Origin of the sequence: Pseudomonas zeae, assembly GCF_014268485.2 — a bacterium.
GTDB lineage: Bacteria > Pseudomonadota > Gammaproteobacteria > Pseudomonadales > Pseudomonadaceae > Aquipseudomonas > Aquipseudomonas neuropathica.
In genome coordinates, this window is record NZ_CP077090.1 from 4,174,294 (window position 1) to 4,200,441 (window position 26,148).

The window sequence follows — 26,148 nt, forward strand, 5'->3', positions numbered from 1 at the left end:
TGTTTCTGCAAGGCTCAGCACTTTCAGGAACCCGGCGCATGGCCAATATCGAACTGCACCCCGCCCAGCGCGATGAGCTGGACATCATCGAAAACCTCATGCAGTTCTACATGTACGACTTCAGCGAGTGGCTGCCACTGAAGCTCGCCGAGCACGGCTTTTTCTCGATCCAGCCGAAAAACGGCTATTGGCGTCACCCGGCCACCCAACCGTTCCTGATTCGCGTCAATGGCGAACTCGCCGGCTTCGTGACCGTCGATAACGAAATCCACATCGCCGGGGCCGAACACAACATCGGCTATTTCTTCATCGCCCGACGCTTTCGTGGCCAAGGCGTCGCGCAGTTTGTCGTCTCTGCCCTCTTGAGCCGCATCCCCGGTCAATGGCAGATTTTCCATATCGACGCCAACCTGCCGGCACAGCGCTTCTGGGCCAGGCTGATTCCTTTATTGAGCGACGGCCACTTCACCCTGCAGCAGCGTGAAGTGGACGGCTATCCGTGCACCTTCTACGTGCTGCGAACGCCTTTTTCCGTTGCCTGAACGGATTCTTTCTCATTCCAAAACAGCTTTGTCCGACAATATGTAGTGAGCAAAAATAATCACTACAAAACCGTTGACGGCATCGTTTTGCTTTTGCATGATGAAGACGTTCCCCGATCGGGAACACCAGTAACACGCTTGAGCAAACTCGTCTGACCGCCGAGTTGTTTTTTCCGGATACACGCTGCCCACAAGGCAGATTGAAGAAGCTGACCTGGCCTGAACGTCCAGTACAAGGACGAGAAGCGCTGGCGAAAATTCTCAAGACGCTTGTGGTCGACACGGTAAATGTCGTCAAGGAGCCTCCCGGTTTTCGCTGCTTCTCCTCGTTGTGACGCTATTGCGTAGCAGTTATTCAACACGACTACATGCAACAGATGCACGACCCCGTACTTCACACGGGCGAGCGCTGACGTCCTGGTTTCGGTGCCAGGGATCAACTAACCGATGGGCTACCTGTATTAGCGAATCAACTTTGAAAGATCACCAGACTGGTCAAGGGGCAATATCATGAATCTGAACAATCAACCTACTATCGAAGAACTGGCTCGTATGTTCGCTGCGCAGAAAGACAGCCATGACAGCCATATTCTCTGGATCAGCAAGTCAGGTCAGGTGCATATCGACTGCCTGGCGACCCATGCTGACGAAGACGAGTTCGACCGCAACCATCAGAACCTGCTGGCCCGCCTGAAGATGTACCGCCGTGGCCACGGTTATGTTGGCAAGAAAGCCGCGGCCGACAAGGACTTCATCGGAAATGTTCTGCAAACGCTGAAACAGGCGTGGGATTCGATGCAGAATAAGAATGAAGTTCGGGTGATTGATCGGTTCTGCTGAGCTAGTCATTAAGTAATTGAAAGGCCTGCTTCCTTAAAGGAAGCAGGCCTTTTTTTGTTCGCTTGCATTGATTTGGCGTGACTGGAATTGTGGCCCCTCACCCCAGCCCTCTCCCGAGGGAGAGGGAGCCGATCGAGTTGTATAAAATCATCCGTCAACCGGACACACCGAGTTGATTATGGATTCAGCAAAACACTTTCAGGTCGGCGTATTACTCCAACATCTCTCGGTCAGTCCCCTCTCCCCTTGGGAGAGGGTTAGGGTGAGGGCATCCCCCAGCCCAACACCATTTCAGCAAACGCCACCGCCGCCGCACTGTGATAATTATTGCGCCGCCGCAACAACGCCGCTCCACGCTGAGGCGCCTCGCTCTCCACGCGCAACCGGCGCAACGCCCGATCCTCGGTCGCAATCGCCTGCGGCAACATCGTCGCCAGCGGCGAATGACGCACCACTTCCAGCAACGTACTCACCGAATTCACCTCGATCCGCACCTGCGGCGTAATCCCATGCTGACGAAAATACTCATCCACCGATAACCGCGTGATGAAGTCCGGCGCCAGCAAGGCAAAATCCAGTGAAGCGATATCCTCCGGTGTCAGCACCGCCACACTGTCATACAGCGGATGCTCCCGCCCGACCATGATCCCCAGCGTTTCGGTAAACGCCGGAATGCATTCGATATCAGCATTGCGCACCGGCGTAAACGCAATCGCAATATCCAGCGAGTCATCTGCCAGCCCCGCCTCGATGTCGTCCATCGACAGCTCGAAAATCTGCAAATGAATCCCCGGATAGCGCGCGGCAAAATCGCGCACCAATGGCCCGACCAGGTAAGCCATGAACGTCGGTGTCATCGCCAGACGCAACGTCCCGCGAGACAAATCCTTCACGTCATGCAACGCGCGCTTGCCCGCCTCCAGCTCCACCAACACACGTCGCGCGCATTCGATGTAAGCCTCGCCAGCATCGGTGGGTTTGACCGTCCGCGAGGTGCGATCAAACAGATTGACCCCCAGTGTCTCTTCCAGTTGGCGAATCTGCTGCGACAGGGTCGGCTGTGAAACATGCAACGCCTCGGCGGCACGGGTAAAGCCGCCGTGATCGGCAACGGCCAGCAGGTAACGCAAATGTCGCAGCAGCATGGGAACACCATCTATAGGCAGGACTTATGCCAAGCATTGTATATCGGTCTTGGACGCTATGGATGAATCGGCAGAAGATCAATCCCACACAGCAAGCCAACCCCTGAAAGGAGTGACACCATGCAACAGTCCCACGCCTACAACGACACCAGCCTGGCCCTGACCACCCGCATTCTCGACGCCAAGGCACGCAAAGATCTGTCGTGGCAGGATCTCGCCGATGACACCGGCCTGAGCCTGGCGTACGTCACCGCTGCCCTGCTCGGTCAGCACCCGCTGCCGGAAAACGCCGCCCAAGTGGTCGGTGACAAGCTGGAACTGAGCGCTGAAGACGTCGCGGCGATGCAGATCATCCCGCTGCGTGGCAGCCTCAGCGGTGTGCCGACCGACCCGACCATCTACCGCTTCCACGAGATGATCCAGATCTACGGCACCACCCTCAAAGCCCTGGTTCACGAGCAGTTCGGCGACGGCATCATCAGCGCGATCAACTTCAAGCTCGACATCAAGAAAGTCGAAGACCCGGAAGGCGGCTCCCGCGCGGTGGTCACCCTCGACGGCAAGTTCCTGCCCCTGCGTCCGTTCTGATCCGCACCGGCCCGCACCCTGCGTGCGGGCCAACCCACCCCCAAATGGTTACCCGTCACCACTGCATCTGGAGGCTGCCCCATGCAAAAAATTCTACTGATCCTGGCCCTGCTCGGCGGCTTTTCCGTCCAGGCATCTGCCGCTGACGAAGCCGTCGCCTATCGCTACGGCATGCAACTGGATATCGCCCAAGTGCTGAGCATTACTCCGGTCGCCGATGTGTGTGGCGTGGTGCCGGTGGAGATGACGTATCTGGACAGCCACGGCGGCAAACACATTCTTCAATACAGCGAATTCGGCAGCGGTTGCTCGAACTGAGAGGACAACACCATGAAAAACCTGATTGATGGCTTCCTGAAATTCCAGAACGAAGCGTTTCCGCAACGCACCGAACTGTTCAAACACCTGGCGACCACGCAACAGCCCGGCACGTTGTTCATCACCTGTTCCGACAGCCGTGTCGTGCCGGAACTGCTGACCCAACAAGAGCCCGGCGAGCTGTTCGTGATCCGTAATGCCGGCAATATTGTGCCGTCCTACAGCCCGCATCCGGGCGGGGTTTCGGCGACGGTGGAATACGCGGTGGCGGTGCTCGGCGTTACCGACATTGTGATCTGCGGCCATTCGGACTGCGGTGCGATGACGGCGATCGCCCAGTGCAAATGCATGGATCACCTGCCCGCCGTCAGCGGCTGGCTGCAGCATGCCGAGTCGGCGAAAGTGGTTAACGAATCACGACCGCATGCCAATGACGCGGCGAAATTGAGTTCGATGGTGCGCGAAAACGTGATCGCGCAACTGGCGAATATCCAGACCCACCCAAGTGTGCGTCTGGCCCAGGAAAAAGGCCTGCTGAATCTGCATGGCTGGGTGTATGACATCGAGACCGGCTCGATCGATGCGCTGTCCGCCGACCGCCGCACGTTTGTGCCGCTGGCCGAGCAACCAGCGACTTGCGCGATCCATGCACAACCCACCCACGCCGCCTGAGCAACTGATCGCTCCCACGCTGGAGCGTGGGAACGATCATTGTCCGCCAGATCAACGTTTTACCGTGAGATCGATCTGGGTCATGCGGCTACGCACGGTGAACACGCCATCCCCGGAAAGAATCGCACTGCGCGCAAACAAGCGCCCACTCTCCCAGTTCGAAAGCCCCAACTCTGGTTTGTTGAGCGCGTACTGCCCATCGACCCAACGGGTAATGCCGTTGCCCACGAACGGCGCATTCACCGCGTTGTAAAAACGCTCCTGAACCTGCGCATCCTCACTGATCAACGACACAGTGAACTGCGGGCTGTAGCGGTTGAACAGCGCAATCGCCTGATCCAGATCGTCAACGATCATCAGGCTGACTTCCGGGGTTTCTTCCCACTCCCACTCGCGGCCCAATGCGGATTCCGCCAAGGGCTCAGCCAGTGCTTCAGTCTGATAACCCTCTGCGCGATAGACCTCGACCGTCGCGTTCTGCCACTCGCTCGGCAAGCAACTTTCGCTGCCTTCGACGATGTGCAATTTGCAGCTCTGGCCACGCGCGGTGCCGGCCTGTTGCAATGCCTCAAGAAACAACGGCACCAGTTCCGACGCGCGATCACGCTGGATCAGGCAGACGTTCAACGTATTGCAGACTTTGCGATCCAGCGAGTTGCGCACCACGGCGGCGAAACGTGTGGCATCGGCATCACGATCAGCGATCAACCACGCGCCCCCCGTGCCGTGCAGGCTGACAGCGGTGCCAGCCTGCTGGGCGATACTGCCCAACTGACTGACCGCACGACCCGAACCGCGCGCCACCGCCAGCGACAAACGCCGGTCAGCGAACATCGCCCAACCGGCGGCATGATTGACGCTTTCCACCAACGACACCGCGCCGGCCGGCAGACCGGCATCGGCCAGCGCCGGGTTCAACGCATGAGTGACAATGGCCTGCGCGGTGCCCAACGCATCGCTGCCAATGCGCAAAACGGCGGTGTTGCCAGTGCGCAAGACACCCGCCGCGTCGGCGAACACGTTCGGCCGGCCTTCAAAGACAAACGCGACGATGCCCAACGGCGAAACCACTTGCTCGACCTTCCATCCGTCGTGTTCAACGCTGCTGATGACTTTGCCGCGCGTGGCTGCGGCATCCCGCCAGGCGCGCAGACCGGCGATCATGTCGCCACGCATGCGCTCATCGGCGAGCAATCGGGTGGTGGAACGACCGCGCGCCTTGGCCCGTTCGATGTCCGCGCGGTTGGCGGTTTCGATGTGAGCCCAGCACGCAGGGGTTTCCAGACGTTGCGCAAACAGGTCGAAAAACTGGCTGATGGCCTCATCGGACACCGCCGACAACGCCGTGAATGCCGCTGCCGCGCGCTCGATCGCTACCGACGCCGCTTGCTGATCCGCCACGGGAATCAACAGCAACTCGCCACTGACCTGCTCCACCAGCAGATGGTCTCCGGGCTGAAAGCGCGCGGCCAGTTCGGGGCTGACCACGGTGACGCGGTTACCAGCGAAAGGGATCGGCGTGCCAGCGACTAGACGTTCGAGCGCAAGAGACATGAAGCGGATTCACCATGCAGGGAGCGGCCGGAAAATGTATAGGAACACCCTACCCCCAGGCAACACAAAACCCTTGTGGACAACAACATCCTGTGGGAGCGAGCCTGCTCGCGAAAGCGGTGGATCTGATACATCAATGTTGGCTGACCCTGACGCCTTCGCGAGCAAGCTCGCTCCCACAGGGTTTTGTGGTGTTTGTGTGATCGGATCAGAAGACTGACCAGCCAATCCGCGCGCTAAGCATCTCCAGCGCCGCCATGCCCGCCAGCGAGTTCCCCGCGGCATTCAACTCCGGCGACCACACGCACACCGTGAACTGCCCCGGCACCACCGCGACAATCCCGCCGCCGACACCGCTCTTGCCCGGCAAGCCAACGCGATAAGCGAAGTTGCCCGCTTCGTCATACAGCCCGCTGGTGGCCATGATCGAGTTGACCTGCTGGGTTTGCCGACGCGTGAGGATCTGTTCGCCGCTGTGTTTGCAGAAACCGTCGTTGGCCAGAAAGCAGAACGCCCGCGCCAGATCAATGCAGTTCATCCGCAACGCGCAGTGGCTGAAATAGCTGCGCAGCACCGCTTCGACGTCGTTGTGAAAGTTGCCGAACGACTGCATCAGATACGCCATCGCCGCATTGCGCGCACGGTGTTGATATTCGGAGTCGGCGACTTTGCCGTCGATCATGATCTGCGGATTGCCTGACAGTCGGCGGACGAAATCGCGCATCGACAGGGTTGGTGCGGCGAAGCGTGACTGGTTGATGTCGCAGATCACCAGCGCACCGGCATTGATGAACGGATTGCGCGGCCGGCCGCGCTCGAATTCCAGCTGCACCAGCGAGTTGAACGGCTGCCCGGACGGCTCGTGTCCGAGGCGTTCCCAGATCGCTTCGCCGGAATGATCGATCGCCTGCACCAGGCTGAACACCTTGGAAATGCTCTGCACCGAGAACGGCGTATCGGCGTCACCGGCGCAATACATCTCGCCGTCGTTGCCGTACACGGCGATGCCCAGCTGATTGGCCGGCACGGTGCCGAGGGCAGGAATGTAATCAGCCACCTTGCCCTGCCCGATCAACGGGCGGACAGCGTCAAGAATCTCGTTCAACAGCGCTTGCATGCCGGGTTCCGAAGTCTCGCCCCATGGGATTGCGGGGACACTGGGGCTAGACGCTGCGCCCGCCCGTCGAATCACACCGGCCGCCATCGTGGTGAATGTTCTAGGCTCAACCGCACATCCAAAAACGGGAGAGCAACCATGCAACTCGAAGGCTCCTGCCATTGTGGCGAGGTCACGTTCAGTCTCACCAGCGCCCATCCCTACCCTTATCAACGCTGCTATTGCTCGATCTGTCGCAAGACTCAGGGCGGCGGCGGTTATGCGATCAACCTTGGCGGCGACGCGACCAGCCTCAAGGTGCGCGGGCGCAAACACATCAGCATTTACCACGCGAAGATGAAAGACGAAGGCGACAAACGCGCCCATCGCAGCACGGCCGAGCGGCATTTCTGTTCATTGTGCGGCAGCGGCCTATGGCTGTTCAGCCCGGAGTGGCCGGAGCTGATCCACCCGTTTGCCTCGGCCATCGACACGCCGTTGCCGGTGCCGCCGGAGCACACGCATTTGATGCTCGGCTCGAAAGCACCGTGGGTAGAAGTCGACGTTAAAGCGAATGACAAACAGTTTGACGTCTACCCCGAAGAATCCATTGCCCAATGGCATGAACGCCTCGGTTGACCCGCTGAACGCGTAACTCCAGGCTCCCCCCTGGAGTGAGCCTGCTCGCGATAGCGGTGGGGCAGTAGCAAAAATGCCGATTGGACTGACCCCTTCGCGAGCAAGCTCGCTCCCACAATGATCTCTGGCGTTCACAAATCCAATGTGGGAGCGAGCCTGCTCGCGAAGGGGCCGGCACAGGACAGCGCATTCAATCCAGATGCGCCCAGGTCATCCGGAACGACGCCCCACCCCAAGGCGAATCACCCACCTCAACCTGTCCGCCATGGGACTGCGAGACCCGCCGCACCAGCGCCAGGCCCAAACCAAATCCGCCGGTACGGCGATCGCGGCTGGCATCCAGCCGCGAAAACGGTTCAAAGATTTTCTCGCGCCCATCCACCGGCACGCCCGGCCCGTCGTCGTTGACCCGCACCTGGTAATAATCGCCCGTGCGTTCCAGCGTCACTTCCACCCGCTGTTCGGCATAACGAATCGCGTTGCGCAGCAGATTGATCACCGCCCGCGCCATGAATCGCGGTTCGATGCGCACGGTGTCGATCCGGCAATCCGCGATCAGCAACTGCACCCCCGCCGCCTCGGCCTCCAGCGCCACACTGCCAACCACACTGTCGAGCCAATTAGCGGCCTGGATGTTTTCGCGCTTGATCACCGTCGCGCCGCGCTCAAGGCTGGCGTAGGTCAGCAGCTCGGACACCATTTCCTCCAGTTCACCAAGGTCGGCGTACATGTCGGCGATCAGCTCGCGGTTCTGACTGGCGTCCGGCTGTTGCTTGAGCTGGTCGAGTTCAAACGACAGCCGTGCGATCGGCGTGCGCAGTTCGTGAGACACGGCATTGGTCAGCTCACGCTGATTGGCGATCAGCCCTTCGATGCGCGCCGCCATCAGATTGAAGTGTTCGGCCAGATCGCGAATGTTCGAGCGTTTCGACAATTGAATGCGCACCGACAGGTCGTTATCGCCGAAACGCTCGGCGGCCAGGCGCAGTTTCTCCAGATCGCGCCAGTGCGGGCGCACCCAGAAAAACAGGACGATGCCGATCAACACGGCAATCATCAGGTAGGCGGCGGCAATATAAAACGGCATCAGGCTCGGCTCGGCCGGCAAGCGGATGCTGAGCAACTGCGGCCCCTCGTCAATCGCAGAAATGTACTGGGTGTACTTGTCGCGGATCACCAACAGCCCTTTGGCCAGCTCGGCTTTTTCCTCGTCGCTCAGGGCCAGTTCAGAGGCGTCGACCAGCGTCAGCCCCAAACCGTAATGCGGGCGGATCGTTTCCAGCTGTTGTTCCCGGGCCGGGCCGTCGAGGTCGCGCAACTGCTGGCCCAACGCCCAGGCCTGGCCGCGCACGGCCTCACGGTTGTAGTCCTGCATCTGATAATCGAGCAAGGCATCAAAAGTGCGCTCGACCGTCTGCAAGGCCAGCACCAGACCCAACGTCATGACCAGAAACAGCCCGAGAAATAACCGCAGCATCTACAGCTCCCACGCGAACGGATTGAACAGATAACCCTTGCCCCACACAGTCTTGATACACATCGGCTCGCGGGGATTGTCTTTGAGCTTGTTGCGCAATTTGCTGATGTACACATCGACGCTGCGATTGAGCCCGTCGAATGCAATCCCGCGCATGCGATTGAGAATGTCATCCCGCGACAGCACTTTGCCGGCCGCGCTGGCCAGCAACCACAGCAGCTCGAATTCCATGGTGGTCATTTCAATGACCTCACCCGCCAGCCGCACTTCACGGCAACTGCGGTCGACGCTCAACTGACCGAACTCCATAAAACTCACCACGTTGCTGTCCGGCACCTGCCGTCGTTGCAGCGCTCGCAGCCGGGCCAGCAATACCGGTGGCTTGATCGGTTTGATCACGTAGTCATCGGCACCGGACTCCAGACCGAGGATATGGTCGAGGTCATCTTCCTTGGCCGTCAGAATCACGATCGGCGTGTCCGACACACTGCGAATCTCCCGGCACACGTGCAGACCGCTCTGCCCCGGTAACATCAGGTCGAGCACCACGACTTTCGGTTTGAATTCGAGAAAGGCAGCCACGGCCAGATCACCGCGATGCACCGTGCGCACCTCGTAGCCGTGTTGTTCGAGAAAGTGGGCGATCAGCGCGGCGAGGCGCTCATCGTCTTCCACCAGCAGGAGTTTGCCAAAACCCAGGTTATCCATAACGACCGTGTGCCGCCCTTGTGTGAAGTGGTCGGCATTATGGCGGCAATCGCGCTGAAGGCGTTTGCTTCAGGCAGCAAAAACCGGCCACAGGGGCCGGTTTTCGGTGATGTTTCATACTCTTAAGAGTTTTTAACAATCTTGTGCAGGCACACCGCTGTGGAAGCGGAATTCTTCGTCCGGCGACTCGATCAGTTCCTGCTCGGCGGCGCGGACCTTGTCGATGACCTGAGCAATATCCTTCGCATCGCCGGACTGATAGGCCAGTTTCAGATAACCCTGAAAATGCCGCGCCTCGCTTTTCAGCAGGCCAAAGTAGAACTTGCCGAGTTCTTCGTCCAGATGCGGCACCAGTGCTTCGAAACGCTCGCAACTGCGTGCTTCGATAAACGCGCCGACCACCAGCGTATCCACCAGTTTCACCGGCTCATGGCTGCGCACCACCTTGCGCAAGCCCGAGGCATAGCGGCCGGCATGAAGCTGGCGCAGTTCGATCTTGCGCCGTTTCATGATGCGCATGACCTGCTCGTGGTGCACCAGTTCTTCCCGGGCCAGACGCGACATCATATTGATCAGGTCGACGTGGGAGTGGTACTTGGCAATCAGGCTCAGGGCGGTGCTGGCAGCCTTGAACTCACAGTTCTTGTGGTCGATCAGCAGGGTTTCCTGATCGGCCAGGGCGGCCTGAACCCAGGCGTCGGGGGTGCGGCAGCCAAGGAATTCGTGGATTTCGGGAAGGATCATGGGGCTCACGGTAAAAGGTGTTCGAGCGAAGGGCGCCGATTATACCGGCCTGTCCGCAGACCACCAGCGGCTGGCGTTGATATGCATCAAGTCGCGCACGATCGGACAGCAACTATAGTTGTGCAACGCCGTGCCTTTTCTTTGCTGGAGACTCCGCTCATGCAAGCCATTCGCAGCATTCTGGTGGTCATTGAACCCGAACATTCGGAAAGCCTGGCGCTCAAGCGCGCCAAATTGATCGCCGGCGTGACCCAGGCCCATCTGCACTTGCTGGTGTGCGACAAGAAGCACGACCACGCCGGCATGCTTGGCGTACTCAAAGCCGCGCTGATCGCCGACGGCTACAGCGTGACCACCGAACAGGCGTGGAACGAGAGCCTGCATGAAACCATCATCGAGGTGCAGCAGGCCGAGGGCTGCGGTTTGGTGATCAAGCAGCATTTCCCCGACAGCTCACTGAAAAAGGCCCTGCTGACCCCGGCAGACTGGAAGCTCCTGCGCCACTGCCCTACCCCGGTGCTGCTGGTGAAAACCGCCGGTTCGTGGAAGGACAAGGTGATTCTGGCAGCCGTGGACGTGGGCAATGCCGATGGTGAACATCGGCATTTGCACACGACGATCATTGATCATGGCTACGACATCGCCAGCCTGGCCAAGGCGCATCTGCATGTGATCGCTGCGCATCCATCACCGATGCTGTCGGCTGCAGACCCGACGCTGCAACTGAGCGAAACCATCGAGGCGCGTTACCGCGAGCAATGTCGAGCGTTTCAGGCGGAATTCGATGTCGATGATGAGCATTTGCACATCGAGGAAGGCCCAGCGGACGTGTTGATTCCGTTCATGGCGCACAAGCTGCAAGCGGCGGTGACCGTGATTGGCACGGTGGCGCGGACCGGGTTGTCAGGTGCTCTGATTGGCAATACGGCTGAAGTGGTTTTGGATGAACTGGAGAGTGATGTGCTGGTGCTCAAGCCGCAGGAGGTTGAGGATCACCTGGTGGAGTTGGCGGTGAAGCACTAAACAGCTCAAATTGAAATGCGATCCCTGTAGGAGTGAGCCTGCTCGCGATGGCGGTGTGTCATACGACAACAGTGTTGACTGATAGACCGCTATCGCGAGCAGGCTCACTCCTACAGGAAAACGCATTCCAAGTGTGGGAGCGAGCCTGCTCGCGAAGCTTTCAGGCGCCAAAGGCGTCTTTCAAAAAGCCCGGGGCGATATAGCGCTGATAATGCGCTTCCGACAGCAGGAAGAATTCCCGATCAATGGCATCGCGCAATTCCGGCAGGTTCCAGTCGCGAAACTCCGGCAGCAACACCATCCCGTACGCTTCCAGATTAATGATCACCCGCGCCCCACGGGCAATCAGCTGATACGCCCAGCAATATTCCGACTGATGCGGCACGAAGCGGATCTTGCGCTGTTCCAGTTGCTCGCGCAGGCGCGCCGAATCGAAAATCTCGACCTTGGCCGCCATCACTTGTGACAGCAATTGCTCCAGACGCAACCACACCGCACGTTTTTCTTCCTCGTTGTAGCCATTCCAGTGGATCACTTCGTGGTGGAAACGCTTGCAGCCACGGCACACCAGATCACCGTAAACAGTGGAGCAGAGGCCGACGCAGGGGGTCTTGATGGTCTGATTGGGCATAAGGTAGGTAAAACACTGAAACGCGGAACAGGTCGGCATGTTAGCCCTTTGTCGGGCATTGATCACCCCTCAAACTTCAGGGTCACAGCCACGCGCAGCGTTTGCACTGGCCACGCGCATTGCCACGAAAGTCCAATAGAGCCCGACTTACCTTTAAATTTTTTTTGCCGTAGAATCAGCCAGCCTTTTAAGGCGCCAATGTCCGTTAGAAGCTGTTTTCAAAGCGTCACGAGCACAGTCGTTCCTTCAGAGCGGTGTTGGCGAGGGATTTTTCCAGCGGGGAAAAATCCAGCGCCAACCCTCATCAGCTCCCCGTTCTGCAGGCGTAAAACTTTGAAAGCAGCTTCTGTAAGGAATTGCCGGTAATTCTGGCCGAACGACCCACAACGTCGTGAGGAGCATGAGTACGGCAATTTCGGGATGAGCGTCCCGGACACCCATTTGGGACCACTGATGAGGGTAATAACTGTGCTTGAAGCCTACCGCAAACATATCGAAGAGCGTGCAGCCCTGGGTATCGTTCCCCAGCCGCTTAACGCCGAACAAACAGCAGGCCTGGTCGAGCTGCTGAAAAACCCTCCGGCTGGCGAAGAAGAATTTCTCGTTGACCTGATCACCAATCGCATTCCACCAGGCGTGGACGAAGCGGCCTATGTCAAAGCCGGCTTCCTGTCTGCACTGGCCAAGGGCGAAGTTTCCTCCCCTCTGCTGGACAAAAAACGCGCTGTAGAACTGCTCGGCACCATGCAGGGCGGCTACAACATCGTCACTCTGGTTGACCTGCTGGACGACGCCGAGCTGGCGCCAGTCGCTGCCGCGCAACTCAAGCACACCCTGCTGATGTTCGATGCGTTCCACGACGTCGCGGAAAAAGCCAAGAACGGTAACGCTCACGCTAAAGCCGTGCTGCAATCCTGGGCTGACGGCGAGTGGTTCAAAAACCGTCCGACCCTGGCCGACAAGATTAGCCTGCGCGTGTTCAAGGTAACCGGCGAAACCAACACCGACGACCTCTCCCCTGCTCCTGATGCCTGGTCGCGTCCAGACATCCCGCTGCACGCCCTGGCCATGCTGAAAATGGCCCGCGACGGCATCGTTCCTGATCAGCAGGGCGCTATTGGCCCGATGAAGCAGATCGAAGAAATGCGCGGTCAAGGCTTCCCCATCGCCTACGTCGGTGACGTGGTCGGTACCGGTTCGTCGCGTAAATCGGCCACCAACTCGGTGCTGTGGTTCTTCGGCGACGACGTTCCTTACGTGCCGAACAAGCGTGCTGGCGGTTTCTGCTTCGGCAGCAAAATCGCTCCGATCTTCTACAACACCATGGAAGATGCCGGCGCACTGCCAATCGAGTTCGACGTTTCCAACATGAACATGGGCGACGTGATCGACCTGTACCCGCATGCTGGCAAAGTCTGCAAACACGGCACCGACGAAGTCCTGACCACCTTCGAAATGAAGACTCCGGTGCTGTTGGACGAAGTCCGTGCCGGCGGCCGTATCCCGCTGATCATCGGCCGTGGCCTGACCGAGAAGGCTCGCGCCGAACTGGGTCTGCCACCGTTCGATCTGTTCAAGAAGCCAGAAGCCCCAGCTGAAAGCACCAAGGGTTTCACCCTGGCGCAGAAGATGGTCGGCAAGGCTTGCGGTCTGGCAGAAGGCCAAGGCGTTCGTCCTGGCACCTACTGCGAACCGAAGATGACCACCGTGGGTTCTCAGGACACCACCGGTCCAATGACCCGTGACGAACTGAAAGACCTGGCGTGCCTGGGCTTCTCCGCTGATCTGGTGATGCAGTCCTTCTGCCACACCGCAGCGTATCCAAAGCCGATCGACGTGACCACCCACCACACCCTGCCTGACTTCATCATGACCCGCGGCGGCGTTTCCCTGCGTCCGGGCGACGGCATCATCCACTCGTGGCTGAACCGCATGCTGCTGCCAGACACCGTGGGTACCGGTGGTGACTCGCACACCCGTTTCCCGATGGGCATCTCGTTCCCGGCCGGTTCCGGTCTGGTTGCGTTTGCTGCGGCCACCGGCGTTATGCCGCTGGACATGCCGGAATCGATCCTGGTGCGCTTCAAAGGCAAAATGAAACCTGGCATCACCCTGCGTGACCTGGTTCATGCCATTCCTTACTTCGCTATCCAGAACGGTCTGCTGACCGTCGAGAAGAAAGGCAAGAAAAACGCCTTCTCCGGCCGCATCCTGGAAATCGAAGGCCTGGAAGGTCTGACCCTGGAGCAGGCGTTCGAACTGTCCGACGCCTCGGCCGAACGTTCGGCTGCCGGTTGCACCATCAAGCTGTCGAAAGAGTCGATCACCGAGTACCTGAACTCCAACATCACCCTGCTGCGCTGGATGATCGGCGAAGGCTACGGCGATGCACGTACCCTGGAACGTCGTGCTCAAGCGATGGAAGCCTGGGTTGCCAACCCGGAACTGATGGAAGCCGATGCCGACGCCGAATACGCCGAAGTCATCGAAATCGATCTGGCCGACATCAACGAGCCGGTACTGTGCGCGCCGAACGATCCGGATGACGCCCGTCTGCTGTCCAGCGTTGCTGGCGAGAAGATCGACGAAGTGTTCATCGGTTCGTGCATGACCAACATCGGTCACTTCCGCGCTGCCGGTAAACTGCTGGATCAGGTCAAGGGTCAGCTGCCAACCCGTCTGTGGCTGTCGCCGCCGACCAAAATGGACGCTCACCAACTGACCGAAGAAGGCTACTACGGCATCTACGGCAAGGCTGGCGCACGCATGGAAATGCCAGGCTGCTCGCTGTGCATGGGTAACCAGGCACGCGTTGAGCCGAACAGCACCGTGGTCTCGACTTCGACCCGTAACTTCCCGAACCGTCTGGGCGACGGCGCGAACGTCTACCTGGCTTCGGCCGAGCTGGCGTCCGTGGCTTCGATCCTGGGTCGCCTGCCGACCGTCGAGGAGTACATGGAATACGCTGGCAAGATCGACAGCATGGCGGCCGATATCTACCGCTACCTGTCCTTCGACCAGATCGCCGAGTTCCGTGAAGCTGCTGCGAACGCCAATATTCCGGTCGTTCAAGCCTAACGTTACAACGCACTGAAAAACGCCGCCCATCGTGAGATGAGCGGCGTTTTTTTATGCCTCACACATAGACCCTGTGGGAGCGAGCCTGCTCGCGAAAGCGGTGTGTCAGTCGATGTAACTATTGGATGATGAATCGCTTTCGCGAGCAGGCTCGCTCCCACATTTGATTCTTACCAGACAAGAGACCTGCATTTCCCCGATAGGGTTACGGGTTTAGTGTGAGGGCTTTCTGCACGGCGCCATCGACGCTCAGACCGCTGAGGATCACCGCGTTGGCTTGCACTTCGGGCAACGCCTCCAGCACCGCCAGCGCCTCATGCTTGAGCCGCGCCAGAATCAAACGCTTGCCTTCCTGATGCACCCGCACAAAGAACTCCTGCATCGCCTCAATGCTGGTGCCATCCAGGTCCGGCGTCTCCTCGAGACTCAGAATCACCGTATGCACCGGCATTTCTGCATGGCGGATCAACCGTAACGCCGCGCCCAGAATCCGTTCAACGTTGGCAAAGAACAACGCCTCACTGGGCCGAATGATCAGTACGCCACGCTCCGTTTGCGCAACGGGATGACGCTGCACATCGACAAAATCGTGCCCACCATCAATCCGCCCGAGCACTTGAATGTCCGCGGCCGACATCTGCTTGAGCATCAGCAGCACACTGATCGCCACCGAAACCAGCAGACCGTCCAGCACGCCCAATACCAACACGGCCGAAACCGCGCAGATCACCAGCACACGATCCCGGCGCCAAATGAAGTAGCGGCCCAGTGGCTGCAGACTCAAACCGCGACCCAGCGCATGCATCACAATCGCGGCGAGGATCGGCTCCGGGGTCAGGGCAATCCACGGCAACACCGTCAGCACGATGATCAGCACCACCAACGCCGCCACACCGCCGGCCCAGCGTGACGTCGCACCTGCTGCTTCATTCGCCGAGGTCGCCGAGTACCCTGCCCCGGCCGGCATACCATGAAACAACCCGGAGAGCAGATTCGATGCGCCTAGCGCCAACAGATCACGGTTTGAGGTGACGCGGTCGCCATGCTTGAGCGCATACGCACTGATCGACCCGTAAGACTCCGCATACAGAATCATCACCAGCGCAAAACCCACCTCCCCCAGCCGTAGCCAGTCGGCGAATGGCAGCACCGGCAGGTTGGGTACTTCCAGGCTCAGGTCGATAATGCCGATCATCTGCACGCCGTACGCCGACAGATTCAACCATTGCCCGGCGGCGATGCCGATCACTACTACCAGCAAGCCACCGGGCACCCGCGGGAATCGTGAAAACACTGCGAGCAACACCAGCGCGAGAGCCGCAACAGCCGCGGCCGGCCAGTTCCATTGCGGCAGCTGTTCAAGCAATTGCGGGGCGAAGCGCACCAGATTGGCGTCGGTCAGATGCACGCCGACCACGCTGGCGACCTGTTTGAGAATGATGGTCAGCGCCAGGCCGAAGGCGAATCCGCGCAAAACCGGTTTGGCGATGAAGGAGGTGACACTGCCCAGACGAAAGAGCCCAGCCAATAGAAACAACCCGCCCGTGACCAACACCAGGCCGACTGCCAGGGTCGAGCGCAATTGCGGGTCACCATTGGCCAGCGTCGCCGTCGCGGCCGCCAGCACTGCGGCCGACGAGGACGTTGCCGACACAATCGCAAAACGACTGGTACCGAACACCCCATAACACAGCAACCCGGCAAACAGGGCGATCACCCCGGCCTGTGGCGCCAGCGCGGCAATGGTCGAATACGCCACCGCTTCGGGCAGCAAGAGACCGGCTATCGATAGACCGGCGAGTACATCCCGCCAGCGATTGGGTTGTTCTACAGGTTGCGGGGCGCTCGACAATCCACTGTCTCCAGACGAAAAAAAGCCGCTGCATACATCGTATGCAGCGGCCACTGTAGCTGAGTATCTGGAGTTGTAGCTTACGCGGTCAGCGAATAAATCAACGCCGAAATCGCTACCAGGCCGACAGCCGTTACAAACACGTTCGACGCCTGGCCGCGATAGCGGGCCATCGCTGGCACTTTACGGATTGCGTACATCGGCATCAGGAACAGAATCGCCGCGATCACCGGGCCACCGATGGTTTCGATCATGCCCAGAATGCTCGGGTTCAGGGTTGCCACGATCCAGCACACCACCAGCATGAAGGCCGCCACGATGCGATCCAGCGCCTTGGCGCCCGGGCGTTTGCCGCTCTTGATAATCAGGCCTTTGAGACCTTCGCTGGCACCGATGTAGTGACCGAGGAACGATTTGGAGATCGCCACAAACGCAATCAACGGCGCTGCGAAAGCGATGGTCGGATTGCTGAAGTGGTTGGCCAGGTACGACAGGATCGACAGATTCTGCGCCTTGGCCTCGGCCAGTTGTTCCGGCGACAGGGTCAGCACGCAGCTGAAGACGAAGAACAACACCATCGCCACCATCAACAGGTGTGCGCGGGACAGGATCTGCGAGCTGCGCTCTTCAGCGTGAACACCGTAACGACGCTTTTGATCGACTGCAAACGCCGAGATGATCGGCGAGTGGTTGAAGGAGAACACCATCACCGGAATCGCCAGCCACAGCGTGTGCAGCAACGCAGACGGTGCCGGCACGTGCGAAGCCGTGGCGAGAATGCCGCCGTTCCAGTGTGGAATCAGGTAAACGGCGAGGAACAGCAGCGCGACGATAAACGGATACACCATCAGGCTCATCGCCTTGACGATCGCCTGCTCACCGCAACGCACCACGGCCAGCAGACCGAGGATCAGCACGAACGACAGCAGAGCGCGCGGTGGCGGCGTGATGCGCAGTTGATGTTCGAGAAAACTGGCGACCGTGTTGGTCAGACCGACGCTATAGATCAGCAGGATCGGGAAGATCGCGAAGAAGTACAGCAAGGTGATCAGCGCGCCGGCCTTGATGCCGAAATGCTGCTCGACCACTTCAGTGATATCGGCGCCTTCACGACCGGAAAGCACAAAGCGGGTCAGGCCACGGTGCGCGTAGAACGTCATCGGGAAGGCCAGCAGCGCAAGGACCACCAGCGGCCAGAAGCCACCCAGTCCTGCGTTGATCGGCAAAAACAGGGTACCGGCGCCGATGGCCGTCCCAAACAGTCCCAACATCCAGGTGGTGTCCTGGCGATTCCAGCTCGAAAGTTCAGCGGGTGCTGCTGCATCAAAGCGTTCTTCGACGCTATTGGCCTGATCATTCATCCGGTCGGATCTCCGCATTCCGGTCACTTGCCACTCGGTCAGGACGCGTCGGAAAAAACCGACAGACATGCTCCGGCCGAAACAGGGGCGCGATTCTCCGCGATAAATGAGCAGAAGCAAAGACTTAGCTGAGGAATGGTTATACGGAGCAGATCAGTCGGGTGTCGTTTTCGGAAAAATGGCTGTCGCACAAAGACACGTCGAATGTCGTTTTTAGTATGACCGTGCGAGTTCAAGAACACATTTCAGACCGAACGAAGAACCAGGGTTCCGATTGTGATGACGACCAGCGCAAATATTGCCCCCATGGCGAACCTGAATAATTCAGAGCGAATCTCCGCGGGGGACAGTCCTTTCGCCTCTTCAGCGAACTCGGCGTCCTCTCGTCGAAGTCGTTCGACTCTGGCCTTGGGATCTTCTGTGTACATGTTTATTGTCCTTTGCGAAGTCACGAGATCAATCTGCTATGCAAATCGTTGTTGAGCATCCGATACGCCTGATCGCAAACCATGATGCTTGCAGCGTTTCATTCAAAGCTTGGTCAATATCCCGAATACAGCCGTAATCGCAGTTAGCAGTCCCGTGCCTACGGCCACCGGGTACCAGAACCTTTCTCGCTTGAGTTTGTTTTCCTCAGCCATGAGCTTGCGCCTCTCGACAATGAGCTTGCGGGATTCGTTTGTAGTCTTTCGAGTTCCAGGTTTTCTCGATCATTCTGAAGCATGTGCCTTCCTTGGCGTTTAGCACTGAGTGCCCGGACTGCTTTGTGCCCTCATGATTTCGCATTCATCAACTGCCCGATAGCGGACGGATCTGTCGAATTCGTAGGCAAAATCCGCGAGTCAGGTAGGCCGCCTCATACAGAGACCTTTCAGAAAACACCTCGCGATCAAGTACCCGTGCCTTTCAATTTGGCCCACATGATCTAGCGTGAAATGAGTCCCCCTGCCCTGCGGAGCCTTCCCATGCCATTGGTTCGCGTCGACATCAGACAAAACCCCGACCCCAACTTCGCCAAACGCATCGGCGAGCAGATCTACGCCGCCCTGCGCAGTTGTATAGATGTGCCCGAGCACGACAACTTTCAGATCCTGACCGAGCACGATGGCCAGCACCTGGTCTACGATCCGCAATATTTGGGGATCCAGCGCAGCGACGGCGTGGTATTCATTCAGATCACCATCAGCGAAGGGCGCACAGTGGAGAAAAAACAGTTGCTGTTCAAAACCATCGCCGAGCGCCTGCACGCGCAGTTGGCGGTGCGCCTGGAAGACGTGTTCATCAATCTGGTCGAGGTGAAAAAAGAGAACTGGTCATTCGGCAATGGCATTGCCCAGTACGTCACCTGACCCCGCAATTGACAGCCAACTACCGGCCGAAGCGATCATCAAACATCACAAGGCAACCCTCGGCGCTGCCTTCGCACGAGTAATCGACAGTGCGGATGTCAGGTTTTAAAAGAAACGCTCCTTGAAATTGACGCAACTTCGCCGGCTGCGGTTGCGTCAATCACGAATTTGTAACCTTATCCTCCGTCCTACAACTGCGTGTACTTCTCTAATGTCACCTGCGCTATGAATTACAGAAAACACCAATAAAAAGCCCTTCGCCTATCGATACTTCAGAATACTCCTACAACCAAAAACACCTAATAAAACCACGACGAAATATTACCGAAATCCGAATAACAGTCATTTGTTACAAGCAACTACGCAGCCATTGAACAATCCTCTTTTTCAGGCCTATATTTTTCACGTCCTGAATGACGAAAGACCAATCGCAAACGACCTTCGAAGTTTGATAAAGAGGAAAAAGCATGCAAAAGCGCACGATCACCGGCCTGCTGTTGACCGGACTGCTTTTCACCCCGCTTGCCAGCGCTGATGTCCGCGAGCTGGCTTCTTCGCCGCGATGGCTGACTACCAAGGTCTACATCGATGGCGCTCCTGAAACAGACGTCAAGGCGAAGTATCCCGGCGTCGTAGGTATATCGACCTGGGATCCCGAGAGTAATCGATACGAGTTCTTTTACACCGACACAGGCGAGTCAAAGTACAACAAAGGCGGAGGCGGTTATTTCTTTGTCACCGGCAACCAGAAACAGCACATTCTGGTACCCGATATCGGTCCGACCAAAACAATTGTCAGGCGTCTGGAAACACTGAACAACAGTGAATTCACTTACTCTCGGGAAGTCCCCCGCGACATGATCGACAACAATCCACTTGTACGTATTCATGTCGTTCACGCGCCGTATACCGGCACCGTAGAAACCAAATCCGCCATCAAACAATAAAACCAGGAGTTCAACATGCAAAAGACAGTTAAAACCCTGCTGATGTCGACGTTGTTGGCCTCCACGGTGTATTGCGCCGGAGTCAGTGCGCAAGCCGCCACCCAACCCGCCACAAATACTGTTGCCACCGCCGACAATGCAATGATGCTGACCGTGTTTCTGAAACATGATCAAACCCGCCCGCTGAGCGAACTCAAGGCCCAGCTCACACAACAAGGCTTCTACAAGACCTTCCCCCCCGCCGGGGTCGAAGTGGTGAGCTGGAACATCATGATGGGCATTGGCCAAGTGGTGACCGTACGCTTCCCCGCCTCACGGCTGGCAGAAGTGAACCTCGCCCTGGAAAACACCGCATGGGGCAGTTACCGAACCGAGTTTTATCCAACCTATGATTTCAAGCCGATTGCCCTCGCAGAACAAACCAAAGCCCAAGCAGCCCAATGATGCCGACAGCACACCGGATCACCGGTGTGCTGCCTACCCTTGCTTCTTGCCCGAAGCCGTCCAGAATCAAAGCACCACTGCGTGAATGACAACGATTGCCAAGCCGCTGCGGATTCAGCACTCTGAAACGACTTTCGCGACCGACCCGCCGACGTTCACAGGAGCCGCGCAATGCCCGCAACCGTTCTGGTACTGGTTGAAACCATTAATGACTATTTGCCGATCCTCGAACATCAGGGTTTTCACCTGATCCTCGCCCCCACGCCGGCCGAGCGTGCGCAAGCCATCGCCACTCACGGCAGCCGCATCGACGCGGTGCTGACCCGCGGCCCGCTGGGCCTGACCGCCGATGAAATCACCGCCCTGCCCGCGCTGAAAATCATCACGGTAATCGGCGCCGGTTACGAGCAGGTCGACCTGCAAGCCGCCAGTAACCGTGGCATTACCGTCACCAACGGCGCCGGGGTCAATGCCTCGTCGGTGGCCGACCATGCGATGGCGATGCTGCTGGCGCTGGTCCGGGATATCCCTCGTTGTGACGCTGCGGTACGCCGCGGTGAATGGCCGAAGATCATGCGCCCGTCGCTGGCCGGCAAACGCCTGGGGATTCTCGGGCTGGGCGCCGTGGGCATGGCGATAGCCAAACGCGCCCACTTTGGCTTCGACATGGAGATCAGCTATCACAGCCGCCAGGTGCGCAGCGATGTGCCTTACACGTTCTGCTCGACGCCGACCGAACTGGCACGGGCCTCGGATTTCCTGATCATCGCCACGCCTGGCGGCATCGGTACACAGCATCTGGTGACTCGCCCGGTGCTCGATGCGCTGGGGCCGAAAGGCTTTGTCGTCAATATCGCCCGCGCCAGTGTGATCGCCACTGCGGACCTGATCACGGCGCTTGAGCAACGCAAAATTGCCGGCGCCGCACTGGATGTGTTCGACCACGAGCCGCAAGTGCCGGATGCGCTGAAAACCCTAAGCAACGTGCTACTGACGCCACACGTCGCCGGTCTGTCACCGGAAGCCACTCAAGGCACGGTGGAGTTGGTGGGCAAAAATCTCGTGGCGTTTTTTTCGGGCGAACCGGTACTGACGCCCATTGCCTTGCCTCCGAAACTCAACAATCAGCGCGTGCACTGAAGCACGCCGGACGACGTGTCGAGCGCTCGTCCCAGCCCTCCTTTTCGGCCATGGCATATCCGCAAAACCCTGGTTCAACGCGACTTTTCGCGCACATTCCCAAAGGTGATTATCGGGCAACACGCTAGCCTATAAGACCGACTCGCGCTTGTGGCGCCCCGAGCGCGCCATTAGATTAGCCAATGATGTCTGGCCTCCAAAATAAGCAGAAGGGATAAGCATGGCGCTTACTGACCAGTCCACCCGTATCCGCTCTGGCGAAGAACTCGATGCCAGCCTGATCGATCCGTACCTCAAGGCGCACATTCCCGGCCTGAGCGGCACACCTGCGATCAGCCAGTTTCCTGGCGGTGCGTCGAACCTGACCTACCTGCTGGAATACCCGGAACAGGAATTCGTCCTGCGCCGTCCGCCGTTCGGCCACAAGGCCAAGTCCGCCCACGACATGGGCCGTGAATTCCGCATCCTCAATCAATTGCGCGACGGTTTTCCGTATTGCCCGAAGGCCTACGTGCACTGCACCGACGAATCGGTGATCGGCGCCGAGTTCTACGTCATGGAGCGGGTCAAAGGGATCATCCTGCGCTCGGAGCTGCCGCCGGAGCTGGGCCTTGATTCGGCAAAGACCGAAGCCCTGTGCAAAAGCTTTATCGACCGCTTCGTCGAACTGCACCGCGTCGACTACAACGCCTGCGGCCTGGGCGATCTGGGCAAACCGGAAGGCTACGTCGCCCGTCAGATCAAAGGCTGGAGCGAGCGCTACGAAAAAGCCCTGACCCCGGATGCGCCGCATTGGGAAGCAGTGAAAGCCTGGCTCAACGACAAGATGCCGGCCGACCACCCGACCTCAAGTATCGTCCACAACGACTACCGCTTCGACAACGTCATCCTCGACCCGCACAACCCGATGCAGATCATCGGCGTACTCGACTGGGAACTGACCACCCTCGGCGACCCGTTAATGGATCTGGGCAACACCCTCGCCTATTGGATTCAGGCGGACGATCCGGCGCCGGTGCAACTGATGCGCCGCCAGCCAAGCCACGCGCCGGGCATGCTCACCCGCCGCGAGTTCGTCGATTACTACGCCGAACGTTCGGGCATCCAGATCGACAATTTCGACTTTTACTACACCTACGGCCTGTTCCGTCTGGCCGGCATCGTGCAGCAGATCTACTACCGCTTCTACCACGGCCAGACCCAGGACAAACGCTTCGCGCAGTTCATTCACATGAACAAACTGCTGGAGCAGATGAGCTTGCAGGTCATTGCGAAATCGAGCCTCTGACGGCCCACACCCAGGAACCCTTATGTCCAAGACTCAGTTGTTCGACCTCGACGGTAAAATTGCTTTCGTTTCCGGCGCCAGCCGTGGCATCGGTGAAGCCATCGCCAAACTGCTGGCCCAGCAAGGCGCCCATGTGATCGTGTCGAGCCGCAAGCTCGACGGCTGCCAGCATGTCGCCGACGCGATCATCGCCGCCGGCGGCAAAGCCACGGCCGTGGCCTGCCACATCGGTGAAATGGAACAGATCAGCCAGGTGTTCGCCGGGATCAAGGAACAGTTCGGCCGCCTCGATATTCTGGTCAACAACGCCGCGACCAACCCGCAATTCTGCAATGTGCTGGACACCGATCTGAGTGCGTTCCAGAAAACCGTTGACGTGAACATCCGTGGCTACTTCTTCATGTCGGTCGAAGCCGGCAAGCTGATGCGCGAAAACGGTGGCGGCAGCATCATCAACGTCGCGTCGATCAACGGCATTTCGCCGGGGATCTTCCAGGGCATCTACTCGGTGACCAAAGCGGCGGTGATCAACATGACCAAGGTCTTCGCCAAGGAGTGCGCGCAGTTCGGCATCCGCTGCAACGCGCTGCTGCCGGGTTTGACCGACACCAAATTTGCCTCGGCGCTGGTGAAGAATGATGCGATTCTCAAGCAAGCGCTGACGCAGATCCCGCTCAAGCGTGTGGCTGATCCGAGCGAAATGGCCGGCGCGGTGCTGTACCTGGCGAGCGATGCGTCGAGCTACACCACCGGGGTTGCGCTGAATGTGGACGGTGGATTTCTGTCCTGATTTAAACGGCAAATGATTAACCCTGTGGGAGCGAGCTTGCTCGCGAAGGCGTAGTGTCAATCGACAATGATCTGGTTGACACACCGCATTCGCGAGCAAGCTCGCTCCCACAGGTCACTGCTTGAATCAGGCATCGAGGACTTTCGGTAACTGCCAGCCGAAATGCACCGACAGCAAACGCAACAGCAAACACGCCGCCCCCGCCAGCAACGCCGCCGCTACCGGCGAAACGCCCAGCCTGCGGCCGATGATCAACACCGCCGCACCGACAAACGCTGAACTGGCATAGAGATCCGCCTGCAACACCACCGGTATCCGCGCCAGCACAATGTCGCGTATCACCCCGCCACCGACGCCGGTGATGGTGCCCATCAGCATCGCCACAAACGGTGTGATCCCGAAATTCAACGCTTTCTGCGCACCGGCCACGGCAAACAGCGCCAAGCCTGCTGCATCCAGCACAATCAGGGTTGAACCGGACCAGCCCAGCACCTGCTCATGAAAGGCAAACGCCAGCCCGCCCATGAAAAACGCGAGTGCCGGGTAGCGCCAATCGGCCACGGCATTGGGTGGCGTCGCACCGATCAACAAGTCACGAGTCACCCCGCCACCGAGGGCGACGATAAACGCAATCACCATCACACCGAGCAAGTCGAGCTGACTGCGCATCGCCGCAATAGCGCCTTCCACGGCAAACATCGCAGTGCCGGCCAGGTCGGCTACCAGCACAATCCGCTCAACCCGGGACTGCCGCCCCGCCGGCGCTATTGCGTGACGCAACGGGTGGTCGTGATGTGTCGAGTAACCTGCCCGTCGGCGTATACGTCACCGGCGACCTCAGTGTTTTCGAGCACCTGACACGTGCGCTCCGGCGGTGGCGGCGGCGCTGCCGGTGGAGGGGGTGGAGGACTGGCGCAACCCGCCAACAACACTGTAAAGAAAGCCAACGGCAACACGCGTTTCCCAAGATTGTTCATAGGACGACCCGCGACAAATGGAAGAGCAACTCCCGCGACCGAACCGACCACGGAAGACCTGACCACTCATTCTTTATAGCCGAGCCCCCCGCAAGCGCCAGTGAATCGGCCGGATCGGAAGGAAGTGGCTGTCGATTTTGCGTTCGGATTCGAGAGGATTGGCAAATTGAAATGTGCTTTGCCTGATAGAGCCTCATCGCGAGCAGGCTCACTCCTACAATTGAACAGAGTACATCTGGCAGAGATTGGTCGGCTGTCAGGCCGCCTTCGCGAGCAAGCTCGCCCCCACAGTTGAAAAGAGTACATCTGGCAGAGTTTGGTCGGCTGGCAGGCCGCCTTCGCGAGCAGGCTCGCTCCCACAGTTGAAAAGAGTACATCTGGCAGAGATTGGTCGGCTGTCAGGCCGCCTTCGCGAGCAGGCTCGCTCCCACAGTTGAAAAGAGTACATCTGGCAGAGATTGGTCGGCTGTCAGGCCGCCTTCGCGAGCAGGCTCACTCCTACAATTGAACAGAGTACATCTGGCAGAGATTGGTCGGCTGTCAGGCCGCCTTCGCGAGCAGGCTCGCTCTCACAGTTGAACAGAGTACATCTGGCAGAGATTGGTCGGCTGGCAGGCCGCCTTCGCGAGCAAGCTCGCTCCCACAGAACAGCCAAAGCAAAACAGCACAAATCGCGCATCGCTTGTGCTTCTCACCACTCAACAGGATGAGCGTTAGCTCGGCTGCAGCTCTTGATCTTGCCGTGCTGGCCCCTTCGGCAGGCTGAGTGGAGGGATTGATCCGGGGGTGGGAGCGCAGCGACCGTTTGGCGAAGCCAAACACAGCGAGAGGAGGTGCAGCGAAGCAAACCGTAGGCGCTGCGCCCGGATCGATCCCGGAGCGAAGGAACCCCGAGCCCCAGCGAGCGGGCCGAACGCCGGGGCCCAGCCTTTTGCTTACTTTTCG

24 protein-coding genes are annotated in these 26,148 nt (G+C 58.8%); 14 read left to right on the forward strand and 10 right to left on the reverse strand.

Going from position 1 to position 26,148, the window contains the following annotated elements; all coding sequences use genetic code 11:
- The first annotated feature begins 38 nt into the window (after positions 1–38).
- Both HU754_RS18265 and HU754_RS18270 read left to right on the forward strand, forming a co-directional pair.
- Positions 39–542 (forward strand): GNAT family N-acetyltransferase, encoded by a 504-nt coding sequence (locus HU754_RS18265; protein WP_186623494.1) that lies wholly within the window; start codon positions 39–41, stop codon positions 540–542.
- 510 nt (positions 543–1,052) lie between these two features.
- Positions 1,053–1,382: a hypothetical protein gene (locus HU754_RS18270; RefSeq protein WP_093437124.1), complete on the forward strand. Its 330-nt coding sequence runs from the start codon at positions 1,053–1,055 to the stop codon at positions 1,380–1,382.
- Between the two features lie 257 nt (positions 1,383–1,639).
- On the opposite strand, the gene cynR is transcribed toward HU754_RS18270, so the two are convergent.
- Positions 1,640–2,527, reverse strand: a complete 888-nt coding sequence (gene cynR / locus HU754_RS18275) for a transcriptional regulator CynR (protein ID WP_186623493.1) — start codon at positions 2,525–2,527, stop codon at positions 1,640–1,642.
- A 120-nt stretch (positions 2,528–2,647) separates the two neighbouring features.
- Here cynR and cynS point away from each other — a divergent pair, with 120 nt between their 5' ends.
- From cynS to HU754_RS18290, 3 genes are all read left to right on the forward strand, one after another.
- The gene (gene cynS / locus HU754_RS18280) at positions 2,648–3,115 is read left to right on the forward strand and encodes a cyanase (protein WP_093437115.1); all 468 of its coding nucleotides are present in this window, start codon (positions 2,648–2,650) and stop codon (positions 3,113–3,115) included.
- Positions 3,116–3,196: 81 nt separating this feature from the next.
- Complete coding sequence (locus HU754_RS18285; protein WP_116255396.1) at positions 3,197–3,433, forward strand: DUF2790 domain-containing protein; 237 nt, start codon at positions 3,197–3,199, stop codon at positions 3,431–3,433.
- A gap of 12 nt (positions 3,434–3,445) precedes the next feature.
- Positions 3,446–4,105 carry a carbonic anhydrase gene (locus HU754_RS18290; RefSeq protein WP_186623491.1) on the forward strand — a complete coding sequence of 220 codons (660 nt, stop codon included), beginning with the start codon at positions 3,446–3,448 and terminating at the stop codon, positions 4,103–4,105.
- Between the two features lie 51 nt (positions 4,106–4,156).
- Here HU754_RS18290 and HU754_RS18295 read toward each other — a convergent pair whose 3' ends face one another.
- Together HU754_RS18295 and glsB are read right to left on the reverse strand one after the other, a co-directional pair.
- Positions 4,157–5,659: an aldehyde dehydrogenase family protein gene (locus tag HU754_RS18295; protein ID WP_186623489.1), complete on the reverse strand. Its 1,503-nt coding sequence runs from the start codon at positions 5,657–5,659 to the stop codon at positions 4,157–4,159.
- Positions 5,660–5,867: 208 nt separating this feature from the next.
- Positions 5,868–6,776 (reverse strand): glutaminase B, encoded by a 909-nt coding sequence (glsB, locus tag HU754_RS18300; RefSeq protein ID WP_186623487.1) that lies wholly within the window; start codon positions 6,774–6,776, stop codon positions 5,868–5,870.
- Positions 6,777–6,914: 138 nt separating this feature from the next.
- On the opposite strand from glsB, the gene HU754_RS18305 reads away from it, so the two are divergent.
- Positions 6,915–7,394: a GFA family protein gene (locus HU754_RS18305; RefSeq protein WP_186623485.1), complete on the forward strand. Its 480-nt coding sequence runs from the start codon at positions 6,915–6,917 to the stop codon at positions 7,392–7,394.
- Between the two features lie 190 nt (positions 7,395–7,584).
- Here the strand turns inward: HU754_RS18305 and HU754_RS18310 are convergent, their stop codons facing one another.
- From HU754_RS18310 to HU754_RS18320, 3 genes are all read right to left on the reverse strand, one after another.
- On the reverse strand, positions 7,585–8,871 hold the full coding sequence (locus HU754_RS18310) for an ATP-binding protein (protein WP_093437094.1): 1,287 nt from the start codon (positions 8,869–8,871) through the stop codon (positions 7,585–7,587).
- The gene (locus HU754_RS18315) at positions 8,872–9,579 is read right to left on the reverse strand and encodes a winged helix-turn-helix domain-containing protein (RefSeq protein ID WP_093437091.1); all 708 of its coding nucleotides are present in this window, start codon (positions 9,577–9,579) and stop codon (positions 8,872–8,874) included.
- 132 nt (positions 9,580–9,711) lie between these two features.
- Positions 9,712–10,323 carry a MiaE family protein gene (locus tag HU754_RS18320; RefSeq protein ID WP_186623483.1) on the reverse strand — a complete coding sequence of 204 codons (612 nt, stop codon included), beginning with the start codon at positions 10,321–10,323 and terminating at the stop codon, positions 9,712–9,714.
- A 159-nt stretch (positions 10,324–10,482) separates the two neighbouring features.
- Here HU754_RS18320 and HU754_RS18325 point away from each other — a divergent pair, with 159 nt between their 5' ends.
- Positions 10,483–11,346 carry a universal stress protein gene (locus tag HU754_RS18325; protein WP_093437084.1) on the forward strand — a complete coding sequence of 288 codons (864 nt, stop codon included), beginning with the start codon at positions 10,483–10,485 and terminating at the stop codon, positions 11,344–11,346.
- Between the two features lie 160 nt (positions 11,347–11,506).
- Here HU754_RS18325 and HU754_RS18330 read toward each other — a convergent pair whose 3' ends face one another.
- Positions 11,507–11,977 carry a DUF1289 domain-containing protein gene (locus tag HU754_RS18330; RefSeq protein WP_064117650.1) on the reverse strand — a complete coding sequence of 157 codons (471 nt, stop codon included), beginning with the start codon at positions 11,975–11,977 and terminating at the stop codon, positions 11,507–11,509.
- Positions 11,978–12,445: 468 nt separating this feature from the next.
- On the opposite strand from HU754_RS18330, the gene acnB reads away from it, so the two are divergent.
- Positions 12,446–15,055: a bifunctional aconitate hydratase 2/2-methylisocitrate dehydratase gene (gene acnB / locus HU754_RS18335; protein ID WP_095047459.1), complete on the forward strand. Its 2,610-nt coding sequence runs from the start codon at positions 12,446–12,448 to the stop codon at positions 15,053–15,055.
- A gap of 205 nt (positions 15,056–15,260) precedes the next feature.
- Here the strand turns inward: acnB and HU754_RS18340 are convergent, their stop codons facing one another.
- Complete coding sequence (locus HU754_RS18340) at positions 15,261–16,907, reverse strand: SulP family inorganic anion transporter (protein ID WP_186623481.1); 1,647 nt, start codon at positions 16,905–16,907, stop codon at positions 15,261–15,263.
- Positions 16,908–16,987: 80 nt separating this feature from the next.
- Positions 16,988–18,268, reverse strand: a complete 1,281-nt coding sequence (locus HU754_RS18345) for an HAAAP family serine/threonine permease (RefSeq protein WP_186623634.1) — start codon at positions 18,266–18,268, stop codon at positions 16,988–16,990.
- Positions 18,269–19,233: 965 nt separating this feature from the next.
- On the opposite strand from HU754_RS18345, the gene HU754_RS18350 reads away from it, so the two are divergent.
- From HU754_RS18350 to HU754_RS18375, 6 genes are all read left to right on the forward strand, one after another.
- The gene (locus HU754_RS18350; RefSeq protein WP_095047464.1) at positions 19,234–19,617 is read left to right on the forward strand and encodes a tautomerase family protein; all 384 of its coding nucleotides are present in this window, start codon (positions 19,234–19,236) and stop codon (positions 19,615–19,617) included.
- A gap of 467 nt (positions 19,618–20,084) precedes the next feature.
- Positions 20,085–20,564 (forward strand): DUF4822 domain-containing protein, encoded by a 480-nt coding sequence (locus HU754_RS18355; protein ID WP_099758669.1) that lies wholly within the window; start codon positions 20,085–20,087, stop codon positions 20,562–20,564.
- Positions 20,565–20,579: 15 nt separating this feature from the next.
- Complete coding sequence (locus tag HU754_RS18360; RefSeq protein ID WP_093437066.1) at positions 20,580–21,008, forward strand: hypothetical protein; 429 nt, start codon at positions 20,580–20,582, stop codon at positions 21,006–21,008.
- Positions 21,009–21,179: 171 nt separating this feature from the next.
- Entirely contained in the window at positions 21,180–22,148 is a 969-nt protein-coding gene (locus tag HU754_RS18365; protein WP_093437063.1) for a 2-hydroxyacid dehydrogenase, read from the forward strand.
- A gap of 220 nt (positions 22,149–22,368) precedes the next feature.
- On the forward strand, positions 22,369–23,436 hold the full coding sequence (locus tag HU754_RS18370; protein WP_093437060.1) for a phosphotransferase family protein: 1,068 nt from the start codon (positions 22,369–22,371) through the stop codon (positions 23,434–23,436).
- 22 nt (positions 23,437–23,458) lie between these two features.
- A complete protein-coding gene (locus HU754_RS18375) occupies positions 23,459–24,226 on the forward strand; it encodes an SDR family oxidoreductase (RefSeq protein ID WP_034152479.1) in 768 nt (255 codons plus the stop codon).
- Between the two features lie 126 nt (positions 24,227–24,352).
- Here the strand turns inward: HU754_RS18375 and HU754_RS18380 are convergent, their stop codons facing one another.
- Positions 24,353–25,006: a trimeric intracellular cation channel family protein gene (locus HU754_RS18380; protein ID WP_189661484.1), complete on the reverse strand. Its 654-nt coding sequence runs from the start codon at positions 25,004–25,006 to the stop codon at positions 24,353–24,355.
- Between the last annotated feature and the right edge of the window lie 1,142 nt (positions 25,007–26,148).